Below are 22,325 nucleotides of genomic sequence, written 5' to 3' on the forward strand. Positions count from 1 at the left end.
ATGTTTGCCACTCTGTATCCCTATAAGTCGAGCGTGACGCTCATTAAAGACAGCGGCATTCAGTTTCTGGATTTCGGCCTTGCTCCGCAGCCTAATGCTCCGCATACCGGGCGCTTTGTGCGTAAAACGGCGAACGGCCCGCTTTTGCGCCTTGATTACGATGTGATACCGGGCAAATTTACTCTGCCAGGCTCGCAGGGCTCGGCTCCAGAGGTAGTGAAACCGGAAAGCACCATTACGCTTGGCCATTCCCTGAAACTACTGGATAAAACCTGGCTGCCGCTGCCATTCCTGCGTTTTAATCCGCCACGTACTTTTGTGGGCGGCCCGGATAACTGGGCACGAGTGCAGATTCGTTGCCTTGAAACACCGGACTCGGCTGGAAACACCGTACGCATTACCATCGCACTGGATACAAAAATCCTGGCCGATGATAACCCTGCGGCCCATTTGGCTCCCACGCAAAATGATGTCCGTAACGGAGCCCGTTTTGCACTTGCGTGGCACAACGAAGAGATTAACGACTTTATCGATCAAACCTGGGTTGATGGCTGGCTGCGTGAAGTGTTCACGCAATTCGCCACCCGCCATGAATCCAGAACAGAGCGTGAAATCAGCAACGCGCTGAAAACCTTCGAGTACCAGGCGCACTATCTCAATATTATCGAAATGCTCGGCGCACAGCTTTCAGTGCCAGAAGTGAAAATTGTCACCGCCACGCTGCAAGCCCCGGCGATCCCTGTTGATCTGGTGCTGGATGTCGGCAATACCCACACCTGTGGCGTATTGATTGAAGACCACGGCGAAGCCAATGACGGCCTGCGCCAGACTGCCGAGCTGCAAATTCGCTCGCTCAGCGAACCACAAACCATCAACGAAGCGATGTTTACCAGCCGCCTCGAATTCTCTGAAGCTAAATTCGGCAAACAGCATTTCTCGGTGGAAAGTGGCCGTGACGATGCGTTTGTCTGGCCATCGATTGCCCGCGTTGGCGATGAAGCTCGCAGCATGGCTTCTGCCCGTTTAGGGACCGATGGCGCAAGCGGGATCTCCAGCCCGCGCCGTTATCTATGGGATGAAACCCCGGCCAACCAGGATTGGCGTTTTAGCCAAATGGGTGTGAAAACCCAGCGTGAACCACTGGCGACCGCTTATCCCCTGATGAACCTGATGAATGACGACGGGCAGCCGCTCTATTCCTTACCGCTGGAAGACCGCCTGCCAGTGTTTTCGCCACAGTACAGCCGTAGTTCGTTAATGACGCTGATGCTGTGTGAGTTGTTGGCACAGGCGCTGATGCAGATTAACAGCGTCGGCTCACGCCAGAGTATGGGGCATCTCAATGCACCACGTCAGCTACGCCATCTGATTCTAACACTGCCTTCGGCGATGCCAAAACAGGAGCGTGAGATCTTCCGCCAGCGAATGCAGGAAGCAGTAGGTCTGGTGTGGAAAGCGATGGAATGGCACCCGACAGATGATGGTTTCACCAGCGAGCGTGATTTCCAGAAAAGTGTCGTCCCAGTCCCTGATGTTCAGATGGAGTGGGACGAAGCCACTTGCGGGCAACTGGTGTGGCTGTATAACGAAGCGTTGGTCAATTACGCAGGGCAAACGGGCAACTTCTTTAAAAGCCTCGCTCGCCCTGACCGCGAGTTAGCCGCTGATGAGCTGCCGGGCAAAACGCTACGCGTCGCATCCATTGATATCGGTGGTGGCACGACCGATATGGCTATCACCCAGTATCATCTTGATGATGGTGTCGGCAGCAATGTGAAAATTGCTCCACGTCTACTGTTCCGCGAAGGCTTTAAAGTCGCAGGTGATGACATTTTGCTGGATGTTATCCAGCGCTGTGTGCTCCCTGCATTACAGGCACAAATTCACCAGGCAGGTGTGGTTGATACCACCGGACTGATGACCACGTTATTTGGTGAGTCCGGGCGCATGGACACGCGAGGTACGCTGCGCCAACAAACCGCGCTGCAACTGTTTATCCCTCTTGGGCATGCAGTGCTGTCTTACTGGGAAAATAGCGATCCCGACGATCGCCACGCAACACTCGAGGCGACATTTGGCGAACTGTTGGCCCAACGCCCAACAGATAACGTGATTAATTACGTTCAACAGGCTGTGCAGCACGCGCTGCCTGCTGATGCTCCGGCGTTTGATCTGTTCAGCGTGCCATTACAGGTTGAACTGGCATCACTACAAGAGGCGTTACTTGCAGGGCAATTCACTCTGACCGCCCCGCTTCAGGCGCTGTGTGAAGTGATAAGTCACTATTGCTGCGATGTGCTGTTGGTCACCGGGCGTCCGGCCTGCTTGCCAGGCGTGCAGGCATTATTGCGCTACCAACAACCGGTTCCAGTGAACCGCATAGTCTGGTTGGATAATTATCAGACTCATGAATGGTATCCATTTAGCCAACAAGGCCGTATTGGCAATCCGAAATCTACTGCCGCTGTTGGTGCCATGCTGTGCAGCCTGGCGATGGACTTGCGCCTGCCAGGTTTTAATTTCAAAGCCTCTGACATCCAGGCGTACTCCACTGTGCGCTATCTGGGTATGCTCGATGGCAACAATACATTGGTTGAGAAAAACGTCTGGTATCGCGATATCGATCTCGACGATCCGAAGTCAACGCTTGATACCCGTTTGCATTTCCCGCTACGCGGCAATGCTTGTCTCGGTTTCCGCCAGCTTGATGATGCCCGCTGGCCTGCCACGCCGCTGTATACACTGGCGATTAACTCACCACAGTTGGCAAAAGAGATAGCCGGTGAAGGTGTGCTAAATGTACGCCTGCAACAAACTCGCGAAGCCGATGCTTTTGTGCTGGCGGAAGCCTGGTTGCAGGATGGCAGCAAAGTGCCACTTAACCAGCTCAGTTTTAAATTGAATACCCTGGCAGGAAGCTACAGCGGAGCCAGCCATTACTGGATTGACAGCGGGAGCGTGTATCAAAAATGAATCCAATAACCTCAACGCTGCACCCTTTAGTGGACTGGGTACAACAGACGCGCCAGACTGTTACCCTGGTGGAAAATGAAGCAGATGGGCTGCTGCATAAACTGGCTACACTCCAACAGCGTCAGCACCAACTTGACTTACAGGCGGAGCAACCGCTAACAATTGGCTTATACGGCCACTCGATCGCGGGCAAGCATCACCTATTGACCACGCTACTGGGCGATAATCATGAACGTATCGAGATTATGCTCGGCGGAAAAGTGCTGGATTATCTGACGCACATTAACCCCGGGCATGCGCCAGGTATTGCCGTGCGTTTTACTCGCCGCGAACTACCGGTTGCGGAACATTATCCGTTGCTCATCACGCTGTGCAGTACCAGTACGCTTGCCCAACGTATGATTCGCCAGTATCACACCAACAGCGCTACCCGTTTTGCGCAGCCTGAGGTGATCGCATTAAAGCTTAAAGAGTTACAGTCTCGCCGCCAGGCACAACCGATGCCAGGGCTGACACAGCTGCACTTCTCCGATATTACACAAACTTACCAGCAAGTGGTTCGCCGCCAACATCATCTGGATAACACGCTGTGGCAGCAAATGGCCGAGCTCCTGCCGTGGCTGAGCTGCGCCGATCAAGCCACATTGCTGGCACCACTCTGGGGAGATAACGCCACTATTACCGCTCACTGGCAGCATCTTGCACAGACGTTGAATCATTTAGGTTATGCCCATCAGGTTTTAGCTCCCGCCAGCCTGCTGGTGGATACCTTCCTGCTTCCGGTAGAAGGCTTCTTGATCCCCACCACGCCTGACGAACCAGAGATGAATGCGGATGTGCTGGTTTGCCCTCTGGTCAATCAACAAGCCGGGACACAGACCAGCCTCGCTCAGCAGGATTTACAGCAGTTGAGCGCTGAAATCACGCTTTCGCTTAACTATCAGCCGCGCCTGGCACAGGTTGAAGTGGTCGATATTCCCCTCGCGCAACTTGATGATTATGCACAATATCTACAGCCCGATAAATTAGTGGTATGCAATGCGGCAGCCGAGCGTCGGGAAGTGAATGCAGTTGGTAAAATGCTGGCGCGTTGGGTCGATAAAACCCAGGCCAGTAATGCCACAACGCCAGGTCTGATTTGGGCGATTACTCCGCGCGATGCCCGTTTTAGCGGCGCTAACCTTGATGAAGGCGTGCAACGTGTTATAGGTCTGCCGGGTAAACGTTGGGGGACTTTGCAAGCGCTGGATAGCCGTAATATGCACCGTTTGCTGGAGTGGCTTGCCGATGCGCTGGTTCCGGCACAGCGGACACTGCGTATTGAGATGTTGCAGGCCGCGCTGAATGCGGAAGTCAGCGCCCTATTCACCCATATGATTGAAGACGAAAACCTCACGCCGGAAAGCGCACGTTCTCAGGCTGAAGGTCTGGTGCGCGCGCTGCAATCCCACGCGGCCCTACATGGCGAACTGCTGGCAAGCTTATTGCCGGAGCGCCATGTCTTACAGCAACGTTGGGTAAGCCACCAGCAATTACGTAGCCAGCAGCCAGCAGGTTTCCATCTGGATATCGATCTGTTTACAGACGTAGACAGCAGCGAAACGCAAACGCGCAGCCCTGACAGTTTTGCCACCGTAGTACATCTGTTGTGGATTAATCATTTGCGTCAGTTGGCAACTCGCCACGAGGTTGCTCATCTTTCCGGGCTGGATAACACTCAACTTCAGGCACTTTGCCAATTGTTGATTGTCGCCAGTTATCGCCTGAAATTACCCGAACAGCTAGAGTCGGCATTGCGCCACGGTGATGGCAGCATGGCGCAAGAAATCACCTGTGTGACAGCCGTATTAGGCGATTTTGTTAGCTGGTTGGGTTATGCCCACGTTGATCCAGCTTTGCGCCCGGCAAGTCGGGTGAATAAAGGCTCACCTGTGTTTGCACCACAAAAACAGGCTACAGCCAGCACCCGCCTGGTGCGCTTAGGTGAGCAACCTGCGCGCGGCAATACGCTTTACGTCTATGACTGGCTGGTGGCGCTATATACCCGCGCGGTGGAAAACATCGGCTATCGCCATCCGCTGGATGTGAGCGATGCTCAGAAAGAAGCATTGAAAGGATTGCTGAAAAAGGTAGATAAACAGATTCCGTAAAAAGAATAAGCAATAGCGCCACCCGGCACTCATTCACATTAAGTCGGGTGGCGCTGCACTTATCCCCCTGCAAAAGAGTTTGTTACCACGCGATCACAAAACAAAAGTATCGCCTGTTGCAGGAGCGATCACATCCGGCAACCACAACCGTCCCCATGCACCGGTACAATGGCACCCCATTACTTTCTGAATTTTTTGCTGGTGTAAAAAACGTCTGATTCGCAGTAATTCTGGCGGCAACGCGCTGCGCAGATGGAAACCGCCAATCAATGCATAGATCTGCTTAATCCCCGTGATATTTTGGCAATGGCGCACAATATTTATAATTCCCCGATGCCCACAGCCAGTAATAATCACTAGCCCATGGTCGGATTTATAAATAAGCACACCTTCATCTATAACGTAATCCATAGCAGCACTGTTACCACTTATAATTCCGTATGCCCTGGGTTCATCCACGTTGATTTCCCCCGACCACAAAAAACGCTCGCTGATAGGCACAGGTATGCGGCTGTACTCCATTTGATGGCGAGAATAATCAATGTCTAACGAGAGCTTTTTTATTTTTCGGCTAAAACCCGCCAGTTTTAGTGCTGCAAAGCGTTCATTGGCTATCTGAGGATGGCAGATAATACGACTGTTATTGGGCAACCAGGGTACACCACCACAATGGTCATAATGGCCATGTGAAAGTACCGTCGCAGTAAGAGCTGTGAGATCAACGCCCATCAAGGCCGCATTATGCAGAAAACTATTATCAGGGCCGGTATCGAACAAAACCGAGGTTGTTTCATCCTTAATCAACAGGCTAAGCCCAGCTTTAGCAAGCAACGATTTCTCTGCCCCGGCAGCCCGCCTATTTTCCAGTAATACCTTGATAGTTAATGGCATGTTCGCCCCTTCCTGAGAAAAATCCATCATCGCCCAGTATAGGGAGTTATGTCGAATGGCGCACTGACAAGGTGCTCAGAAATCGAAGGAGTGCCTCATTCCGAAGGGATTGAGAGTTGAGCTGATTCCTTTCCCCGTAAGCACATTAAATTGCTGGGAAAAGCATTTAATCCTCACTACACTCGATGACACCTTAACATTTAAATAACAAAAGAGGTGTCACATGCCAGGAACATCCCCTGTCTCTATTTCGATGCTTATTAATGGACTGCCCGTTGATGCACAAAACCAGGCAACTTTTGAACGCCGCAATCCGCTAGATGAGCACGTCGCGACAATCGCACCTGCTGCCACCGTCAATGACGCTCGTGCAGCCGTTGAAGCTGCAAGCCTGGCATTTGTCGCCTGGTCACAAACTCCGCCAAACCAGCGCCGGGCTTTGCTTTTAAAAGCCGCTGATGCGCTGGAAGCCAAACAAGCCGCATTTGTCGCCGCGATGGCGGCCGAAACAGGTGCTACCGCTCAGTGGGCTGAATTCAATGTGCATTTAGGTGCCGGGATTCTGCGTGAAGCCGCAGCCCTCACCACACAAATTAATGGTGAGGTTATTCCATCAGATGTGCCAGGAAATCTGGCAATGGCAATCCGCCAACCTGCGGGTGTCGTGCTGGGAATGGCACCGTGGAATGCCCCAGTGATTCTCGGCGTGCGGGCTATCGCCACACCTCTGGCCTGCGGTAACTGCGTAGTACTGAAGGGTTCCGAAATCTCCCCCGCAACACATGGTTTGATTATTGATGCACTCAATGAAGCCGGATTCCCGGCGGGTGTGGTCAATTTTGTCACCAATGCGCCACAAGATGCGGGAACCGTTGTGGAGGCGATGATTGCTCATCCCGCAGTGCGCCGGGTGAACTTCACCGGTTCAACGCACGTCGGGAGAATTATTGCGCAAACTTGTGCTCGCTATCTCAAGCCCGTGGTTTTAGAGCTGGGCGGCAAAGCACCGTTGTTGGTTCTGCATGATGCTGATATTGATTTGGCGGTGAACTGCGCGGCGTTCGGAGCCTTCGCCAATTCAGGGCAAATCTGCATGTCAACCGAGCGCATTATCGTTGACGAACGGGTAGCCGATGAGTTTGTAGCAAAATTTGCAGCTAAAGCCGCCAGTTTACCCTGCGGTGACCCGCGCCTCGGCCCAACTGTTCTGGGCTCGGTTGTCGATGTGCAGACGGTTTCCCGCTGCAATGATTTGATTGATGATGCGCTGGCAAAAGGTGCAAAACTGGTAGCCGGTGGCAAAGCGGACTCAACCCTCATGCCTGCTACAGTGCTGGATTTTGTCACTAATGAAATGCGCATTTACCACGAAGAGTCCTTCGGGCCGGTAAAAGGGATTATTCGTGCGAAAAGTGATGACGAAGCGCTGGCTATCGCCAATGACAACGATCTTGGCCTGTCTGCTGCGGTTTTCAGTCGCGATACCGCTCGCGCATGGAATATTGCCAGCCGCATTCAAAGTGGAATCTGCCACATCAATAGCCCAACGGTACACGATGAAGCGCAGATGCCATTTGGCGGTGTGAAAGACTCAGGTTACGGACGTTTTGGTGGGCAGGCAGGCGTACGTGAGTTTACCGAACTGCGCTGGATAACGATGCAAACACAGCCGCGACCGTTACCATTCTGATGCGGTAAGAAACGTACGTTAACCTATTCTGGCGTACGTTTTTCGGCAAACAGCCGTAATGCTGCTGAAATCGGGCTGTAAATCGTGAACTTGAAAGATACCCGCTGCGTGAGGCAATTTCGCCAATCGGCAGCGCGGTGGTTTGCAACTGAGGCAGCGCATACGACATGCGCACCTCTTTGTGCCCTTATGATTTCATTTTGTGCCGAAACGCTCAGTGATTATTAAATTCCCACAAGCGGTTGAAATTTACATCATTCAAATTTCTGTCGGCGGCATTATTACCGTTAAATGGCCGTGCGGTCGTGGCAGCACTTCCCCACGGCGACAGAGAATCATAACCACTATCAATCGTTGAGTTCATCACCACCACCTGGCTGTTCGAGGTTTTACCCGGCAAATAACCGGTCGTTTTTGCGCCTTGATCCCAGGCCCGTCCAAGTTTTGCAAAGTAGCCGTTTTTGAAACCGCCATCGCTGGTAAAGCGGCTGTTTTTCACCAGGAACCCGTAAGGGTTATCCGGCAGCGTGTTAGGTGCCAACACAAAGGCTTCCTGGGACTGTCGCGATGAGACAGTATGGAAATGCACGTTATCAAACACTGCATTCGCGCGGCCAAACACGTAATCCACATCGCCTTCAATGTAGCTGTCTTTGATGAATACGCGGCTGACTCTGTCTGTTACGTAGCGGTTTTTCTCATCGCTGGTATTAACAAAAAAAGTATCCTGGCGGCCAATCAAACGCACATTTTCAATCTGCACTTTGTCGCCATCGGTTCGCAGGGCCACGCCCTGATGCGCGTTACCATCCACGGTGTCGAGCAGGGAATTAACCACCGTCAGATTGGCAAGCTGGAAACCATGATTTTGCGACCAGAGAACGGCTGCACACGTGGTGGCGACCACCGGCGTGGTTTTGTTAGCACAGGTTTGGTACATCTCCCAGGCCGGATCACCCGGTTGATATTGCCCGCTCGGGTTGACGGTTTTGCGCCAGACTTCCGGTGAAATCATTGAGTCGAGCGCCAGTTGAATCGTCACCTGCTGCGGGTTTTCACCTGCGCCAAACAGCGTGACTGGCGGTGCATTCATCGGAATGTAAACCGTGCCTTCATAGACGCCTGGCAGGATTTTTATCACAACGCGCTGGTTCGATTTCGCAGCCTTTAATGCGGCATTCACCGCCTGCTGCACTGTTTGGTACGGCGCGTCTTTGCCGACAACCCATGGCGTATCAATATCTTTTAAATTCAATGCCTCCGGTTGCCACGGCTCATTTTTCGCCATCGCAATTATTCCGGCACGGGCGAAGACGTTTTGCTCCGTAAAATGAGCCGCCTCGCTCTGGCTAAGAACCGGGCGAGTGCTGCTCCCTGGTGCCTTGTGAGAGGTGAGGTTTGGTGAACTGCATCCTTGCAGTACCAGAGGGATACAAAGCACAGCTAAAGCAGAGTAGCGAGGTAATGACATACGTTAAGCCCCGGTCTTTTATAAATGTTTTATTTGAAAAACCAAAGGCCAATTTAAATAAAACATCATTTTAAAAACATGAGGAGCGCGGCATTTTCGCAATTGCTCCCAGGGAAATATCGGTAGCTGGTATTTATTTCTGTTTTCTGCCAGGATTTGTTTATTCATCAACCAACTGAATATATAAGGAGGAACCCATGCTGCTGTTTCGTGAAATTTTGTTTATTTCACATACCTTTGGTGATCGTCATAGCTCAAGCGTTATCGATATCGCACTGCGATAATCCGGCTTGAGCGAAGCAACCAACTGCAATCCCTTCCCTCGGGCTTACCGGGTTATCGTCAGCCATATTTGACGAGGCGTTTTCGCGCCTGTAACTCTTGAGTAAGCAACAATGAGCACATTATTAACCGCACAATCCCTTAGTCTTGATACCGCTTTCGGCCCGCTGCTGGCTGATATCACCTTTACGCTTAAAAAAGGCGATCGCCTGGGCTTAATCGGCCACAACGGCTGTGGTAAAAGCACCCTTCTTAAATTGCTTGATGGCACAATCGAACCCAATAGTGGCAGCGTGACGCGCGCACATCACTGCTTATTGGCGCGTGTCGAACAGCATTTACCTGAAGATTTACATTCACTCACCTTGCTTGAAGCCGTGATAGCGAGACTGAGTGAAGCACAACAACATACCGATGGCTGGCGAGCACAGGCGCTCTTAGCCAGCATGGGTTTTGATGAAAGTGCCTGGCAACTCACCGCCGGAACGTTAAGCGGTGGGCAACACACTCGTTTATTATTGGCGCGTGCGTTGATCACCGAGCCGGATCTCTTGCTGCTTGATGAACCAAGCAACCACCTCGATTTGCCCACACTACTGTGGCTGGAGCTGTTCTTACGTAACTGGAACGGCAGCTTTGTGCTGGTTTCTCACGATCAACATCTCTTGGATAACGTCACCAACGGAACATGGATCCTGCGTGACCACGGACTTAGTTTCTTCCAGCTACCCTGCTCTGCAGCCCGCGCAGCGCTTGAAGAGCGTGACCGTACCGATGCACACCGCCATCAGGCCGAGCAAAAGGAAATTGACCGCATTGCGGCCAGTGCGAAACGTCTGGCAATTTGGGGCAAAGTCTATGACAACGAAGACCTCGCCCGTAAAGCTAAGCAAATGGAAAAACGCATCGACAAACTTAAGGACAGCCAAACCGAGCTAAGTGCTGCGAATCTGTGGCAACTGATACTCAAAGGCGAGGCATTACCCGCTAATCGCCTGCTGGAAATGGAAAATCTGTCGGTAAGTCCGGCACCGGATTGTCCTCCACTGTTTAACCTGACTATGCAGCGCCTGAAAAGTGGTGATCGGGTGGCAATAATCGGCAAGAACGGTTGCGGAAAATCATCTTTATTACGCCTGCTGTGGCAGCATTATCAGCAGTCGCAAGATGAGTCCTCAATCCGCCTGCATCCACGCGTAGAGATGGGTTATTACGACCAGACACTTCATCAGTTACGTGACGGTGACACCTTGCTCGAAGCACTCGAACCTTTTGCGCCGTTATCCGAGCGCGATCGCAAAATGGCGTTGATCAGCGCCGGTTTTGCCTGGTTACGCCATGGCCAAACGGTCAGCACTTTGAGCGGAGGCGAACGATCCCGATTGCTGTTTGTTGGCCTGACTCTTGCGCGGTATTCACTATTACTGCTTGATGAGCCAACCAACCACCTGGATATGGAAGGCAAAGAGGCGCTGGCAGAAACGCTGCAAAGTTTTGAAGGTGGCGTGTTGCTGGTCACACACGACAGGACATTAATCGCCAAAAGCTGTAACCGCTTCTGGTTGATTGATAATGGCGAATTGAGCGAGTGGCACTCACTTGAGGGGCTATATTCGCAGCTGACAAATGACAATGTCGATATCGTGACAACGTCACAGAAAGACGAGTCATCTACGGCGGTTCAGGTTCATTCGGAAACTGAAAGCTGGTTGGAACGCCTGGTTGAGCTGGAGGAGAAGCTTGCGCAGGATTTAGCACGCAAGCAAAGCCACCAGAAACCAGCGCTTCAGCAGCAATGGCGGATGGAGATTGCCGCGCTTAATCTCCGGCTGGAACTCGAGTAAACGTTAGCGTCGGATGTCGCGGAGCTAATCCGGCCTACGAGGTAACACCATTCATTTAAGCTAATGAATTAGGGGAAACGCCGGGATTTGGTTCCCCGGAGGGACGCCAAACCCGGTGGTCGCCCCGGATATCTCATTCTTAAACTAACGGTGTAACCTACGAGGGGCATTTTCTGGGAGTTTATAGGGTGGATTAGCGCAAGCGACATCCACCGATTCACATCATCTAAAATGTTGCCCAGTTATCGTCTTCGTCTATAACGGTTTTAGCGGCCTTAGCTGTGGTTTTCGGCTTTTCAGGTTGCGTTTTTACAACGTTGGGCTGGTGGCTTAAACGAAATGTTCCTACGGCGGTAGTCAGGCGTGCTGCCTGCTCCTCGAGAGAATTCGCCGCAGCACTGGCTTCTTCAACCAGTGCCGCGTTCTGCTGCGTCACATTATCCATCTCGTTTATCGCGATCCCGACCTGCTCAATACCACGACTTTGCTCATCCGATGCCGCCGCAATTTCTTGCATGATATCGGTGACACGTCGCACCGCGCCGACAATATCCGTCATAGTTTCGCCTGCATGGGCAACCTGACTTGAGCCACTATCAATGAGCGATACTGATTCACTGATAAGCCCCTCAATTTCTTTGGCAGCTTGTGCACTGCGCTGTGCCAGAGTGCGTACTTCAGTCGCTACAACAGCAAACCCGCGCCCTTGTTCACCGGCTCGCGCCGCTTCAACCGCCGCATTCAGTGCCAGAATATTGGTCTGGAAAGCAATGCTGTTGATGACCGCAGTTATCTCGGAAATTTTCTTCGAACTGGTAGAGATATTGGTCATGGTTTTCACAACACTTGAGACAATGCGCCCACCGTCACCGGCTTTGTGGGAGGCTTCTTCGGCAAGCCTGGTCGCGTGATGGGCGTTATCTGCGTTCTGTTTCACCGTAGCCGTTAACTGCTCCATACTGGCCGCCGTTTCTTCAAGTGCCGCCACTTGCTGTTCAGTACGCGCCGACAAATCGGTGTTCCCGGCAGAGATCTCGCTGGTGCCCTGATAAATCGCTTCGGCCCCCATGCGCACTTCGCCAACCGTATTCACCAATGAAACCTGCATATCCTGCAAGTTCTGATTCAGTTTGCCGATTTCACTGTTGCCGAACGATTGCAATGGCTGGGTTAAATCGCCTTTGGAGATATGTTCGATGCGCGTTGCAGCCTGTTGCAGAGGTTGAATAACCACGCGGCGTAATACGACAAAGGTAAATATCGTCAGGAGCAGCGCGACCGCAAATGCGCATGCCATGACCATCACACTTAAATGTGAGCGGGCCTGGGCTTGCTCATGAAGTGCAACTGCGCGCTCGGTACGAATCTTCGCCGCTTGCTCTAACACCTTGTTATAGTCGGAATCCAGCTTGCGGGCCTCTTCATTTTCATGATTGATGATGGCCTCAAACATGCCGTTTTTGGCATATTTCATCATCGGCGCCATACCTTTATTCAGATATTCATCAAAGCGTGTGCGTAGCTGGCTATCCAGTGCTTCACCCGCCTCAACTTTGTCGGCACGAGCCATATAAATATCGAAACTGGCCTGCGCTTGTTTAATCAGCTTTTCTGCCTCAGCGATATTAAATTTCATATCATCCATGTCGGCCACACGCCCTGCGGCCCCTGCATGGATGATATTCAGTCGCGCACTACGCAAATTAGTCGAGCTTTCCGAAAGCCCAATCCGTACCTGAATTTCGTTGGTCACATCTTGCAGCGCTTTGTCGCTCTGGATCAAAAAATAGCTCGCAAGCCCTACACATAAAGCGAACAGCACTAAAATCCCAACCAGAATTGATGTAAACAGCGGCACTAATCGGATGTTGTGCCAGAAACGAACAGCCCCTTGTGGGGAGATTTTTGTAGTTGCCATGTCCTTGGTTTCTCTTTTTGTAAAAAGGTGTTTCTGTAAAAGAGTCATCGGCCATGAGAAACAAAAGATTGAACAAAAAGTTGTCGTTTTGTGGAGGGGTTAACAAATCATCGATGAATAGTTATACAGATCACAGTTTAGCCCTGAAATTAGTAAGGCTTACATTCAGGTTAAACCGGAGTAAACTGACTGTAACGGTAAATGGCGTAACCGCGTGCGGTCGCTCAAAGGACAACAATTAAGCGTTATGAAATTTAAATCTGCAATCAAACCCTATCGCGCTGCAGCCGGTGGCTGGGGCTCTCTTGAAGCAACTACCCGCTTTGTTATCGACAGTAAACATGCCATCAAAAACCTGCGCAACTTGATGCGCATGAACAAAGCCAAAGGGTTTGACTGCCCAGGTTGTGCATGGGGCGATGACAATAAAAGTACTTTTAGCTTCTGCGAAAATGGCGCGAAAGCAGTGACATGGGAAGCAACTCGCCGTTTTATCGATAACGAGTTTTTTGCTAAACACAGTGTCAGTAATCTGTATCAGCAGAGCGATTATTTCCTTGAATATCAAGGACGACTTACTGAGCCGTTGCGTTACAACCCGCAGACTGACCATTACGAAGCCATTAGCTGGGATGACGCACTGGCGCTTATCGGTCAGCATATTAAGGCATTGGATAATCCCGACCAGATGGAACTGTACACCTCAGGACGCGCCAGTAACGAAGCGTCTTATCTGTACCAATTATTCGGTCGCATGATGGGAACCAATAATTTCCCGGACTGCTCGAATATGTGCCATGAAGCTAGCGGCAGCGGGCTTAAACGCAGTATCGGCGTCGGTAAAGGCACCATTCATTTAGATGATTTCGACAAGGCTAATGCCATTTTTGTGTTTGGCCAAAACCCAGGTACTAACCACCCGCGTATGTTGCATAGCTTGCGCCACGCAGCTGAGAACGGCGCACAAATTGTGACTTTCAATACCCTGCGTGAACGCGGTCTTGAGCGTTTTGCCGATCCGCAAAAGCCATTAGAAGTTGTGACACCACTGGCCGGTAAAATCAGTAGCTACTATTACCAGCCGAATTTGGGCGGTGATATGGCCGCGATTCGCGGCATGGCAAAAGCGCTACTGGAAACCCATCGTCAGAAACTTGAGAACGGTGGCACGGGTATTTTCGATGAAACCTTTATTGCTGAGCACACTCTTGGCGTGGAAGCATGGTTTGCTGAAATCGACAACACGTCCTGGGAGCACATTACCCAGCAATCCGGATTGAGCGAGCAGCAATTGCGTGATGCCGCGACTATCTGGCAGCAGGCCGAACGTGTGATTTGCACCTGGGCGATGGGCATTACGCAGCACAAACACTCCCTGAACACCGTACGTGAAATCGTTAACCTGCAACTTCTGGGTGGCCATCTCGGAAAACCTGGTGCGGGCCTGTGCCCAGTGCGCGGTCACAGTAATGTACAAGGCAACCGCACGATGGGCATTGATGAAAAACCATCGGCTGCATTACTCGATAGCCTTGCAACTCATTTCGGTTTTGAGCCTCCGCGCGCGCAAGGCCATAACACCGTTGAAGCTATTGCGGCAATGCTACGTGATGAGGTCAAAGTCCTGATTACTCTTGGTGGCAATCTTGCGGCAGCCGCACCAGATAGCCCTCGCACCGAGGAAGCTCTGCAACGTTGCGGCCTGACGGTTCATATCAGCACCAAACTTAACCGCAGCCATGTCGTACCCGGCAAAGAGTCACTGATTTTGCCAACGCTTGGGCGTACTGAAGAAGATATGCAGGCCAGTGGGCGGCAGTTCATCACCGTTGAAGACTCATTCAGCATGGTGCACGCATCTGAAGGTATCGGGAAACCGATTGCTGTAACGCAGCGTTCAGAAACCGCCATTGTTTGTGGGATTGCTAACACCGTTCTGGGGCAAGAAAATCTCGACTGGCTGGCATTATCAGCGGATTACAATCTGATTCGCGACCATATTGCGGCCACCCTTCCTGGCTTTAAAGATTTTAACCAGCAGTGTGAAAAACCAGGTGGTTTCTACCTTGGTAACGCGGCGGCCGAATTACGTTTTAATACCCCAACGGGGAAAGCGGAATTCAGTGCCGCCCCTCTTCCGCAATCATTATTTGGTGATTTAAAAGCCCCATTTGCGCTGCAAACCTTACGCTCGCACGATCAATATAACACCACAATTTACGGGTTGGACGACCGTTACCGTGGTGTTTACGGGCAGCGTGAAGTGTTATTTATTAACCCGGAAGATCTTGCGGCACTTGAGTTGCACGAGGGCGACCAGGTAGATATCGAAACGATATGGAACGATGGCATCACACGCAAAGTCAGCGGTTTTAAAATCGTGCCTTACAACATCCCGCGCGGCAATCTGGCAGCCTATTACCCTGAAACGAACCCATTGGTTCCTCTGAGCAGCGTCGGCGACGGCACCGGGACGCCAACATCGAAATCAGTACCGGTTAAAATTTGCCGTACTGCTCCCGTTGAAACCCTGCGTATAGCTTAAACAAGCAGTTCCTCTCTGCATTTGTCGGGTAGCCCACGTTACCCGACCTCCCAACCCATCCCGCTACCAATTCGCAATAAATGCGAGATTTCTCATTAACAACTTTGCAATATCATAACGGAAGATTATGATACCCCAACATTAACCATTTGGTTCGTTATGCGTAATTCACTTTCGAGATAACGCTAAATACAGTCACCACATGCGTTTTTGTTTACACCAAAAGGTACAAATCAGGCGATCTCCTGCAACAAGGAGACGTTGTTGCATATGAAGCTGAAGGAACACGCTTCAACAGGAGAATGTTATGGCAAATCTTACTCCCCCGCGCGGCCTGGCACTTGGGCTGCTGTGGGTTCTTGGCGGGCTAATGGCACTTATTGGCCTCGCGATCGGTATTGGTGGGGCTTATTTAGTTGCCCTGGGCGGCAGTTGGTATTTCTTGCTGATGGGCATTGTGATGCTCATTTCTGCCATTTTGATTATCAAGAAGAAAATCGCCGGGCTGGTGCTCTATGGCCTGGCATTCGTCTGCTCAATATTTTGGGCAATTAGCGATGCCGGTTGGGACTTCTGGCCGCTGTTCTCGCGCCTGTTTACCTTTGCGGTGCTCGCCTTCCTTGCTGCCATTGCATGGCCCATTTTACGCACTGCCCAAAGCACGGTTCCGGTAAAAAAAGGGCCGGCATATGGTATTGCGGCTTTGCTCGCAGTTTGTATGTTGGTAAGCGCAGGCTGGATGTTTGTGCCGCAGGTGCAAGTTGCCGCCAATGAAGACGTCCCGGTAAAACCCGTCGCACCTGATGAAGTACAAAAAGACTGGAAGCACTGGGGCAATACCACCCACGGCGACCGTTTTGCCGCCCTTGATCAAATCAACAAGGGTAATGTCTCGGAGTTGCAAGTAGCCTGGACCGCGCATACGGGTGATATTCCCCAAAGCAACGGTTCGGGCGCAGAAGACCAGAACACCCCATTACAGGTTGGAGACACACTTTTTGTCTGCACACCGTACAGCAAGGTGCTGGCGTTGGATGTCGACTCCGGTAAAGAAAAATGGCGCTATGACAGTAAAGCTACAGCACCGAACTGGCAGCGCTGCCGTGGTTTAGGTTATTTCGAAGAAACGACTCAACAAGCTGCCGCTACTCTTGCCGAACCAGCGCAGCCCGCTGCATGCCCTCGCCGTCTTTTCCTGCCTACTACCGATGCGCGCTTAATTGCGATCAACGCTGATAACGGTAAGTTGTGCGAAGACTTTGGCGACCACGGTACGGTCGACCTGAAAGCTGGCATGGGTGAAGTTAAACCGGGCTATTACCAGCAAACCTCTACACCTCTTGTTGCCGGTAACGTGGTGGTAGTTGGTGGCCGTGTGGCAGATAACTTCTCCACCGGTGAGCCTCCGGGTGTGGTACGCGCTTATGACGTTCACACCGGTAAACTGGCATGGGCATGGGATCCGGGTAATCCGGCTATCACAGGGTTGCCACCTGAAGGCCAGACTTATACACGCGGCACACCAAACGTCTGGTCTGCCATGTCTTATGATGCAAAACTCGGTCTGATTTACCTACCAACTGGTAACGCCACACCTGATTTCTTTGGTGGAACGCGTACTGCACAGGACGATAAATACAGCTCATCTATTGTTGCAGTTGAAGCAACAACGGGCAAAGTGCGCTGGCATTTCCAGACTACGCACCACGATTTATGGGACTTCGATTTACCATCACAGCCACTGCTTTATGATTTACCCGATGGTAAAGGCAGCACTACGCCAGTGATTGTTCAGACCTCCAAACAGGGCATGATTTTCATGCTCAACCGCGAGACTGGCGAGCCGGTAGCGAAGGTAGAAGAACGCTCTGTGCCACAGGGCAATATCGAAGGTGAGCGTTATTCGAAAACCCAGCCGTATTCGGTCGGGATGCCCATGATTGGCAACGAAACCCTGACTGAATCGGATATGTGGGGTGCGACACCAATCGATCTGCTGATTTGTCGTATCGAGTTCAAAGGCATGCGCCACGAAGGGGTTTACACGCCACCGGGCCTTGACCGCTCCTTGCAATATCCAGGGTCGCTGGGTGGGATGAACTGGGGTAGCGTTTCTGTTGACCCGAATAACAGCCTGATGTTCGTCAACGATATGCGTCTGGGTCTTGCAAACTACATGGTGCCTCGTGCCAATGTGGCGAAAAACGCCAGCGGTATCGAGATGGGTATCGTTCCAATGGACGGCACGCCGTTCGGCGCAATGCGTGAGCGTTTCCTCTCACCACTGGGTATTCCATGCCAGAAACCACCGTTTGGCACGATGTCGGCCGTTGATCTGAAGTCAGGGAAAGTTGTCTGGCAGGTTCCGGTGGGGACGGTACAAGATACCGGGCCACTGGGGATTCGTATGCATTTACCGATTCCAATTGGCATGCCTACGCTTGGTGCATCGCTGTCGACTCAGTCGGGCCTGTTGTTCTTCGCAGGTACGCAGGATTTCTATCTACGCGCGTTTGATACTGCAAACGGCAAGGAAATCTGGAAATCCCGTCTGCCAGTTGGTAGCCAATCTGGGCCGATGACCTATGTGTCACCAAAGACCGGCAAGCAATACATTGTGATTAACGCAGGCGGCGCACGTCAGTCTCCTGACCGTGGTGATTACATCATTGCTTATGCGTTGCCAGACGCGAAATAAGCCATAAAAAAACGGGTGCTTATCGCACCCGTTTTCAGTTACTTCACATCCACCTGATAGAAAATGTGCTTACCAAACGGATCGACTTCATAACCGCTCACTTCTTTGCGAACAGGTTCGAAAATCGTTGAGTGAGCAATCATCACCGCAGGCATTTGGTCATGCATCATCTGCTGTGCTTCTTTATACAGTGCCACGCGTTTTTCGTGATCGCTTGAAGTACGCGCTTCAAGAATCAACTTATCAAATGGCTGATAACACCATTTTGCCGAGTTAGAGCCGCCATCCGCTGAACGACAGGTAAACAGTGGGCCGAAGAAATTGTCCGGATCCCCTGTGGCCGTGGTCCACCCCATCAACGCCGCCTGATGCTCACCACTTTTCACACGTTTTAAATACTCGCCCCACTCAAAGGTGACAACTTTTGCCGTGACGCCAATTTTCGCCCAGTCGGCCTGAATCATCTCCGCCATCCGCTTAGCGTTAGGGTTATACGGACGCTGTACCGGCATCGCCCACAGATCGATGGTCAGGCCATTAGCAAAGCCCGCCTCTGTGAGTAACGCTTTGGCTTTTTCCGGGGCGTATTCGTAATCTTTGAGCGAATCATCAGCACTCCACACGCCTGGTGGCAGCAGATTTTTCGCAGCCGTTCCGGTGCCACGGAATACCGCGTCAATAATTGCCGGCTTGTTAATAGCCATTGCCAGCGCCTGGCGTACTTTCACATTATCCGTCGGTGCTTTTTGGGTATTGAATGCGAGGAAACCGGTATTTAGCCCTGCTTTTTGCATCAGGTTGATGTCAGCATTTTCCTTCATGCGCGGCAAATCGGCAGGATTTGGGAATGGCATCACCTGGCACTCATTTTTCTCAAGCTTAGCTAAACGCACTGAGGCGTCCGGGGTAATGGAAAATACCAGCTTGTCGATTTTTGCCTTGCCCTGCCAGTATTCAGGGAATGCGGTGAACAGAATGCGTGAGTCTTTTTGGTACTGCGCAAGACGGAAAGGTCCGGTGCCGATAGGGTCCATATCCACACGTTCTGGAGTGCCCGCTTTTAGCATCGAATCAGCGTACTCGGCGGAAAGTATCGAGGCAAAATACCAGCCAAGGTCAGCAATAAATGGCGCTTCTGGGTGAGTCAACGTGAATCGAACGGTATTATCGTCAACTTTATCAATCGAGGTAATTAATTTGCCAAACTCGAGACTTTCAAAATTGGAATAGTTTCCATTAGAAACGTTGTGATAAGGATGCTTTGGATCTTTCTGGCGCATAAACGAGAAAATGACATCGTCAGCGTTAAAATCACGGCTTGGTTTAAAGTATTTATTACTCTGGAACTTCACCCCTTTACGCAGATGGAAAGTATAAACTTTGCCATCTTCGCTGACATCCCAGCTTTCTGCGAGGCTCGGCTGTAAGTCGGTAGTACCTACTTTAAAATCTACTAAGCGGTTATAAACCGGTACAGCGCTCGCATCAACACTGGTTCCCGATGTATATAACTGCGGGTTGAAGTTTTCTGGTGAACCCTCGGAGCAATAAACTAATGTTTTAGCTGTAACAGTAGAACTGACTGTCAGCGCGGCTATTATCAATGCAAGTTTTGTGGTTTTTGTTGTGATGGAAGTTTTCATGCCTGCCCTATTATTTATAATTTTCACCCAGGATAGTGCTTGTACAAAGCGACTTAATAAATAACATTAAAAGTCGATTTCAAACAAATGAATATATCCAGTAAAGAGGAAGTCATGGCATCACAACTCTCAGAACAATTAACACAACGTTTCTTCCGTTATCTGGCGATCACCAGCCAAAGCCAGGCCGGTGCCAGCACCCTACCAAGCACTCCTGGCCAACATGAAATGGCACAATTGCTGGCGCGTGAACTCCGCGAACTCGGTCTTGACGATGTGATTATCGACGAACATGCCACTGTCACTGCAGTCAAAAAAGGCAATGTTCCCGGCGCACCACGCGTTGGGTTTATCACACACATCGATACCGTCGATGTTGGGCTTTCACCGGATATTCACCCGCAAGTGCTGCGCTTTAACGGAGTGGATCTTTGCCTTAACCCGCAACAAGATATCTGGCTGCGCACCGCTGAACACCCGGAAATTCTCGCGTACCCGAACGAAGAGATAATTTTTAGCGATGGCACCAGTGTGCTCGGCGCAGATAATAAATCTGCCGTAACCGTGGTGATGACGCTACTGGAAAATCTGACACCAGAGATGAAGTACGGCGATATCGTTGTCGCTTTTGTACCTGATGAAGAAATTGGTCTGTGTGGCGCAAAAGCGTTGGATATGGCCCGTTTTAACGTTGATTTTGCCTGGACTATCGACTGCTGTGAATTAGGTGAAGTGGTGTATGAAAACTTTAATGCCGCGCACGCCGAAATTCGTTTTACAGGCGTGACCGCGCACCCGATGTCAGCAAAAGGTGTTTTAGTTAACCCACTGCTGATGGCACATGATTTCATCAGCCATTTCGACAGAAACCAGACACCGGAAAATACCGAAGATCGTGAAGGTTATATTTGGTTTAACGGTATGCACACCACACAAAATGAAGCGATATTGAAAGCCAATATTCGTGATTTTGACACTCAGAATTTTGAAGCGCGTAAACAGCAATTGCGCGATGTCGCAGAAATAATTGCCGCGCAGCACCCTACCGCGAAAGTGGATATTTCAATCAGCGACACTTACAGCAATATTAGCAATGCGATTAATGACGATCGTCGCGCCATTGATCTTATTTTCGAAGCGATGAAGGCGTTAGATATCGAGCCTAAGATCATTCCTATGCGCGGTGGCACCGATGGTGCAGCACTTTCGGCAAAAGGGTTATTAACGCCAAACTTCTTCACGGGCGCGCATAATTTCCATTCTAAGTTCGAGTTTTTACCGCTGAGAGCTTTTGAAGCATCTTATAACGTGGCGCTGAAGTTGTGTTTGTTAGCAGCTAAATAAGTCCGGTCTTTTCGTAGGTCGGGTAAGCGCTAGCGTCACCCGACAAAACGGCGAATGACGCCTTCAGCCGAACCACCCTACACAATAAAGACTAAACTCCGTTGATTGATGCGCCGCCATCCACCAGTGAAGCGGTGCCCGTCACAAATGACGATTCATCAGACGCGAGCCAAAGTACCGCTCGCGCGATTTCTTCCGGTTTACCTACCCGTTTGAGCGCGTGCAACCCGGTAATGAATGCCTGCGATTCCGCCGTATTATTCATATCGCGATACATATCGGTATCCACCGCGCCCGGTAAAACTGAATTCACGCGAATATTCTGCGGGCCAAATTCCGTTGCTAACGCCTGCGTCAGCCCAATTAACCCGGCTTTGCTGGCGGCATATGAGGCGACTTGTGGGAATGCGAAGGAATAGCCGACGAACGTAGACGTAAAGATCACTGAGCCACCGCCGTGTTTGAGCATTTCGGCAATCTGGTGTTTAGCTCCGAGGAAAGATCCAGTTAGGTTGATGGCAACCGCATTGGCAAACCCTTCCGCTGAGACTTCAGTACTCGGGCCATTTTCACCTAACGTCCCCGCATTGTTGAAAGCGATATCGAGACGCCCCCATGTTTGCACCGCTTTTTCCACCAGCGCTTTAGCGTAGGCTTCTTCGCGTACATCGCCCGTTACGGCGACGGCCTCGCCTCCCGCAGCTATGATTTCATCAACCAGTTGAGCAAGTTCGGCTTCACGTCTGGCACCAACGACCACTTTTGCGCCTTCAGCGGCGAACAGTTTGGCGGTGACATATCCGATGCCAGAACTGGCTCCGGTAACAATGGCAACTTTATCGGCTAATCGTTTCATGAGAGGACCCCAGTGGAGCG

12 protein-coding genes and 1 pseudogene are annotated in these 22,325 nt (G+C 51.2%); 7 read left to right on the top strand and 6 right to left on the bottom strand.

What is annotated here, in order from left to right; all coding sequences use genetic code 11:
* Together LVQ77_RS02740 and LVQ77_RS02745 are read left to right on the top strand one after the other, a co-directional pair.
* The gene (locus tag LVQ77_RS02740) at nucleotides 1-2,973 is read left to right on the top strand and encodes a virulence factor SrfB (RefSeq protein ID WP_232903595.1); all 2,973 of its coding nucleotides are present in this window, start codon (nucleotides 1-3) and stop codon (nucleotides 2,971-2,973) included.
* Nucleotides 2,970-5,123, top strand: a complete 2,154-nt coding sequence (locus tag LVQ77_RS02745) for a virulence factor SrfC family protein (protein WP_232903596.1) — start codon at nucleotides 2,970-2,972, stop codon at nucleotides 5,121-5,123. Before LVQ77_RS02740 ends, LVQ77_RS02745 begins: the two co-directional genes overlap by 4 nt.
* Nucleotides 5,124-5,216: 93 nt before the next feature.
* Here LVQ77_RS02745 and LVQ77_RS02750 read toward each other — a convergent pair whose 3' ends face one another.
* Nucleotides 5,217-6,014, bottom strand: coding sequence for an MBL fold metallo-hydrolase (locus LVQ77_RS02750; protein WP_232903597.1), 798 nt, complete (start codon nucleotides 6,012-6,014; stop codon nucleotides 5,217-5,219).
* A 223-nt stretch (nucleotides 6,015-6,237) separates the two neighbouring features.
* On the opposite strand from LVQ77_RS02750, the gene LVQ77_RS02755 reads away from it, so the two are divergent.
* Complete coding sequence (locus LVQ77_RS02755) at nucleotides 6,238-7,704, top strand: aldehyde dehydrogenase (protein WP_232903598.1); 1,467 nt, start codon at nucleotides 6,238-6,240, stop codon at nucleotides 7,702-7,704.
* 31 nt (nucleotides 7,705-7,735) lie between these two features.
* Here LVQ77_RS02755 and LVQ77_RS02760 read toward each other — a convergent pair.
* Nucleotides 7,736-7,885 (bottom strand): annotated as a pseudogene (locus LVQ77_RS02760) (helix-turn-helix domain-containing protein); the annotation flags it as partial.
* A gap of 33 nt (nucleotides 7,886-7,918) precedes the next feature.
* Nucleotides 7,919-9,175, bottom strand: coding sequence for a putative acyl-CoA thioester hydrolase (locus LVQ77_RS02765; RefSeq protein ID WP_232903599.1), 1,257 nt, complete (start codon nucleotides 9,173-9,175; stop codon nucleotides 7,919-7,921).
* Between the two features lie 395 nt (nucleotides 9,176-9,570).
* Here LVQ77_RS02765 and LVQ77_RS02770 point away from each other — a divergent pair, with 395 nt between their 5' ends.
* Nucleotides 9,571-11,301: an ABC-F family ATP-binding cassette domain-containing protein gene (locus LVQ77_RS02770; protein ID WP_232903600.1), complete on the top strand. Its 1,731-nt coding sequence runs from the start codon at nucleotides 9,571-9,573 to the stop codon at nucleotides 11,299-11,301.
* 226 nt (nucleotides 11,302-11,527) lie between these two features.
* Here LVQ77_RS02770 and LVQ77_RS02775 read toward each other — a convergent pair whose 3' ends face one another.
* Nucleotides 11,528-13,219, bottom strand: a complete 1,692-nt coding sequence (locus LVQ77_RS02775; RefSeq protein WP_232903601.1) for a methyl-accepting chemotaxis protein — start codon at nucleotides 13,217-13,219, stop codon at nucleotides 11,528-11,530.
* 247 nt (nucleotides 13,220-13,466) lie between these two features.
* Between LVQ77_RS02775 and LVQ77_RS02780 the strand changes: the two genes are divergently transcribed.
* Nucleotides 13,467-15,764, top strand: a complete 2,298-nt coding sequence (locus LVQ77_RS02780; RefSeq protein ID WP_232903602.1) for an FdhF/YdeP family oxidoreductase — start codon at nucleotides 13,467-13,469, stop codon at nucleotides 15,762-15,764.
* Nucleotides 15,765-16,071: 307 nt separating this feature from the next.
* Nucleotides 16,072-18,462, top strand: coding sequence for a glucose/quinate/shikimate family membrane-bound PQQ-dependent dehydrogenase (locus tag LVQ77_RS02785; RefSeq protein ID WP_232903603.1), 2,391 nt, complete (start codon nucleotides 16,072-16,074; stop codon nucleotides 18,460-18,462).
* Between the two features lie 38 nt (nucleotides 18,463-18,500).
* On the opposite strand, the gene LVQ77_RS02790 is transcribed toward LVQ77_RS02785, so the two are convergent.
* Nucleotides 18,501-20,105: an ABC transporter substrate-binding protein gene (locus tag LVQ77_RS02790; protein WP_232903604.1), complete on the bottom strand. Its 1,605-nt coding sequence runs from the start codon at nucleotides 20,103-20,105 to the stop codon at nucleotides 18,501-18,503.
* Nucleotides 20,106-20,219: 114 nt separating this feature from the next.
* Here LVQ77_RS02790 and pepT point away from each other — a divergent pair, with 114 nt between their 5' ends.
* Nucleotides 20,220-21,449, top strand: a complete 1,230-nt coding sequence (gene pepT, locus LVQ77_RS02795; RefSeq protein ID WP_232903605.1) for a peptidase T — start codon at nucleotides 20,220-20,222, stop codon at nucleotides 21,447-21,449.
* Nucleotides 21,450-21,540: 91 nt separating this feature from the next.
* On the opposite strand, the gene LVQ77_RS02800 is transcribed toward pepT, so the two are convergent.
* Nucleotides 21,541-22,305: an SDR family oxidoreductase gene (locus LVQ77_RS02800; RefSeq protein WP_232903606.1), complete on the bottom strand. Its 765-nt coding sequence runs from the start codon at nucleotides 22,303-22,305 to the stop codon at nucleotides 21,541-21,543.
* Nucleotides 22,306-22,325 lie beyond the last annotated feature (20 nt).

The organism is Buttiauxella cochleicola (assembly GCF_021282435.1).
GTDB lineage: Bacteria > Pseudomonadota > Gammaproteobacteria > Enterobacterales > Enterobacteriaceae > Buttiauxella > Buttiauxella massiliensis.

Coding starts and splice junctions, on each gene's coding strand:
- LVQ77_RS02740 (WP_232903595.1), top strand. CDS start 1: ATGTTTGCCACTCTGTATCCCTATAAGTCGAGCGTGACGCTCATTAAA.
- LVQ77_RS02745 (WP_232903596.1), top strand. CDS start 2,970: ATGAATCCAATAACCTCAACGCTGCACCCTTTAGTGGACTGGGTACAA.
- LVQ77_RS02750 (WP_232903597.1), bottom strand. CDS start 6,014: ATGCCATTAACTATCAAGGTATTACTGGAAAATAGGCGGGCTGCCGGG.
- LVQ77_RS02755 (WP_232903598.1), top strand. CDS start 6,238: ATGCCAGGAACATCCCCTGTCTCTATTTCGATGCTTATTAATGGACTG.
- LVQ77_RS02765 (WP_232903599.1), bottom strand. CDS start 9,175: ATGTCATTACCTCGCTACTCTGCTTTAGCTGTGCTTTGTATCCCTCTG.
- LVQ77_RS02770 (WP_232903600.1), top strand. CDS start 9,571: ATGAGCACATTATTAACCGCACAATCCCTTAGTCTTGATACCGCTTTC.
- LVQ77_RS02775 (WP_232903601.1), bottom strand. CDS start 13,219: ATGGCAACTACAAAAATCTCCCCACAAGGGGCTGTTCGTTTCTGGCAC.
- LVQ77_RS02780 (WP_232903602.1), top strand. CDS start 13,467: ATGAAATTTAAATCTGCAATCAAACCCTATCGCGCTGCAGCCGGTGGC.
- LVQ77_RS02785 (WP_232903603.1), top strand. CDS start 16,072: ATGGCAAATCTTACTCCCCCGCGCGGCCTGGCACTTGGGCTGCTGTGG.
- LVQ77_RS02790 (WP_232903604.1), bottom strand. CDS start 20,105: ATGAAAACTTCCATCACAACAAAAACCACAAAACTTGCATTGATAATA.
- pepT (WP_232903605.1), top strand. CDS start 20,220: ATGGCATCACAACTCTCAGAACAATTAACACAACGTTTCTTCCGTTAT.
- LVQ77_RS02800 (WP_232903606.1), bottom strand. CDS start 22,305: ATGAAACGATTAGCCGATAAAGTTGCCATTGTTACCGGAGCCAGTTCT.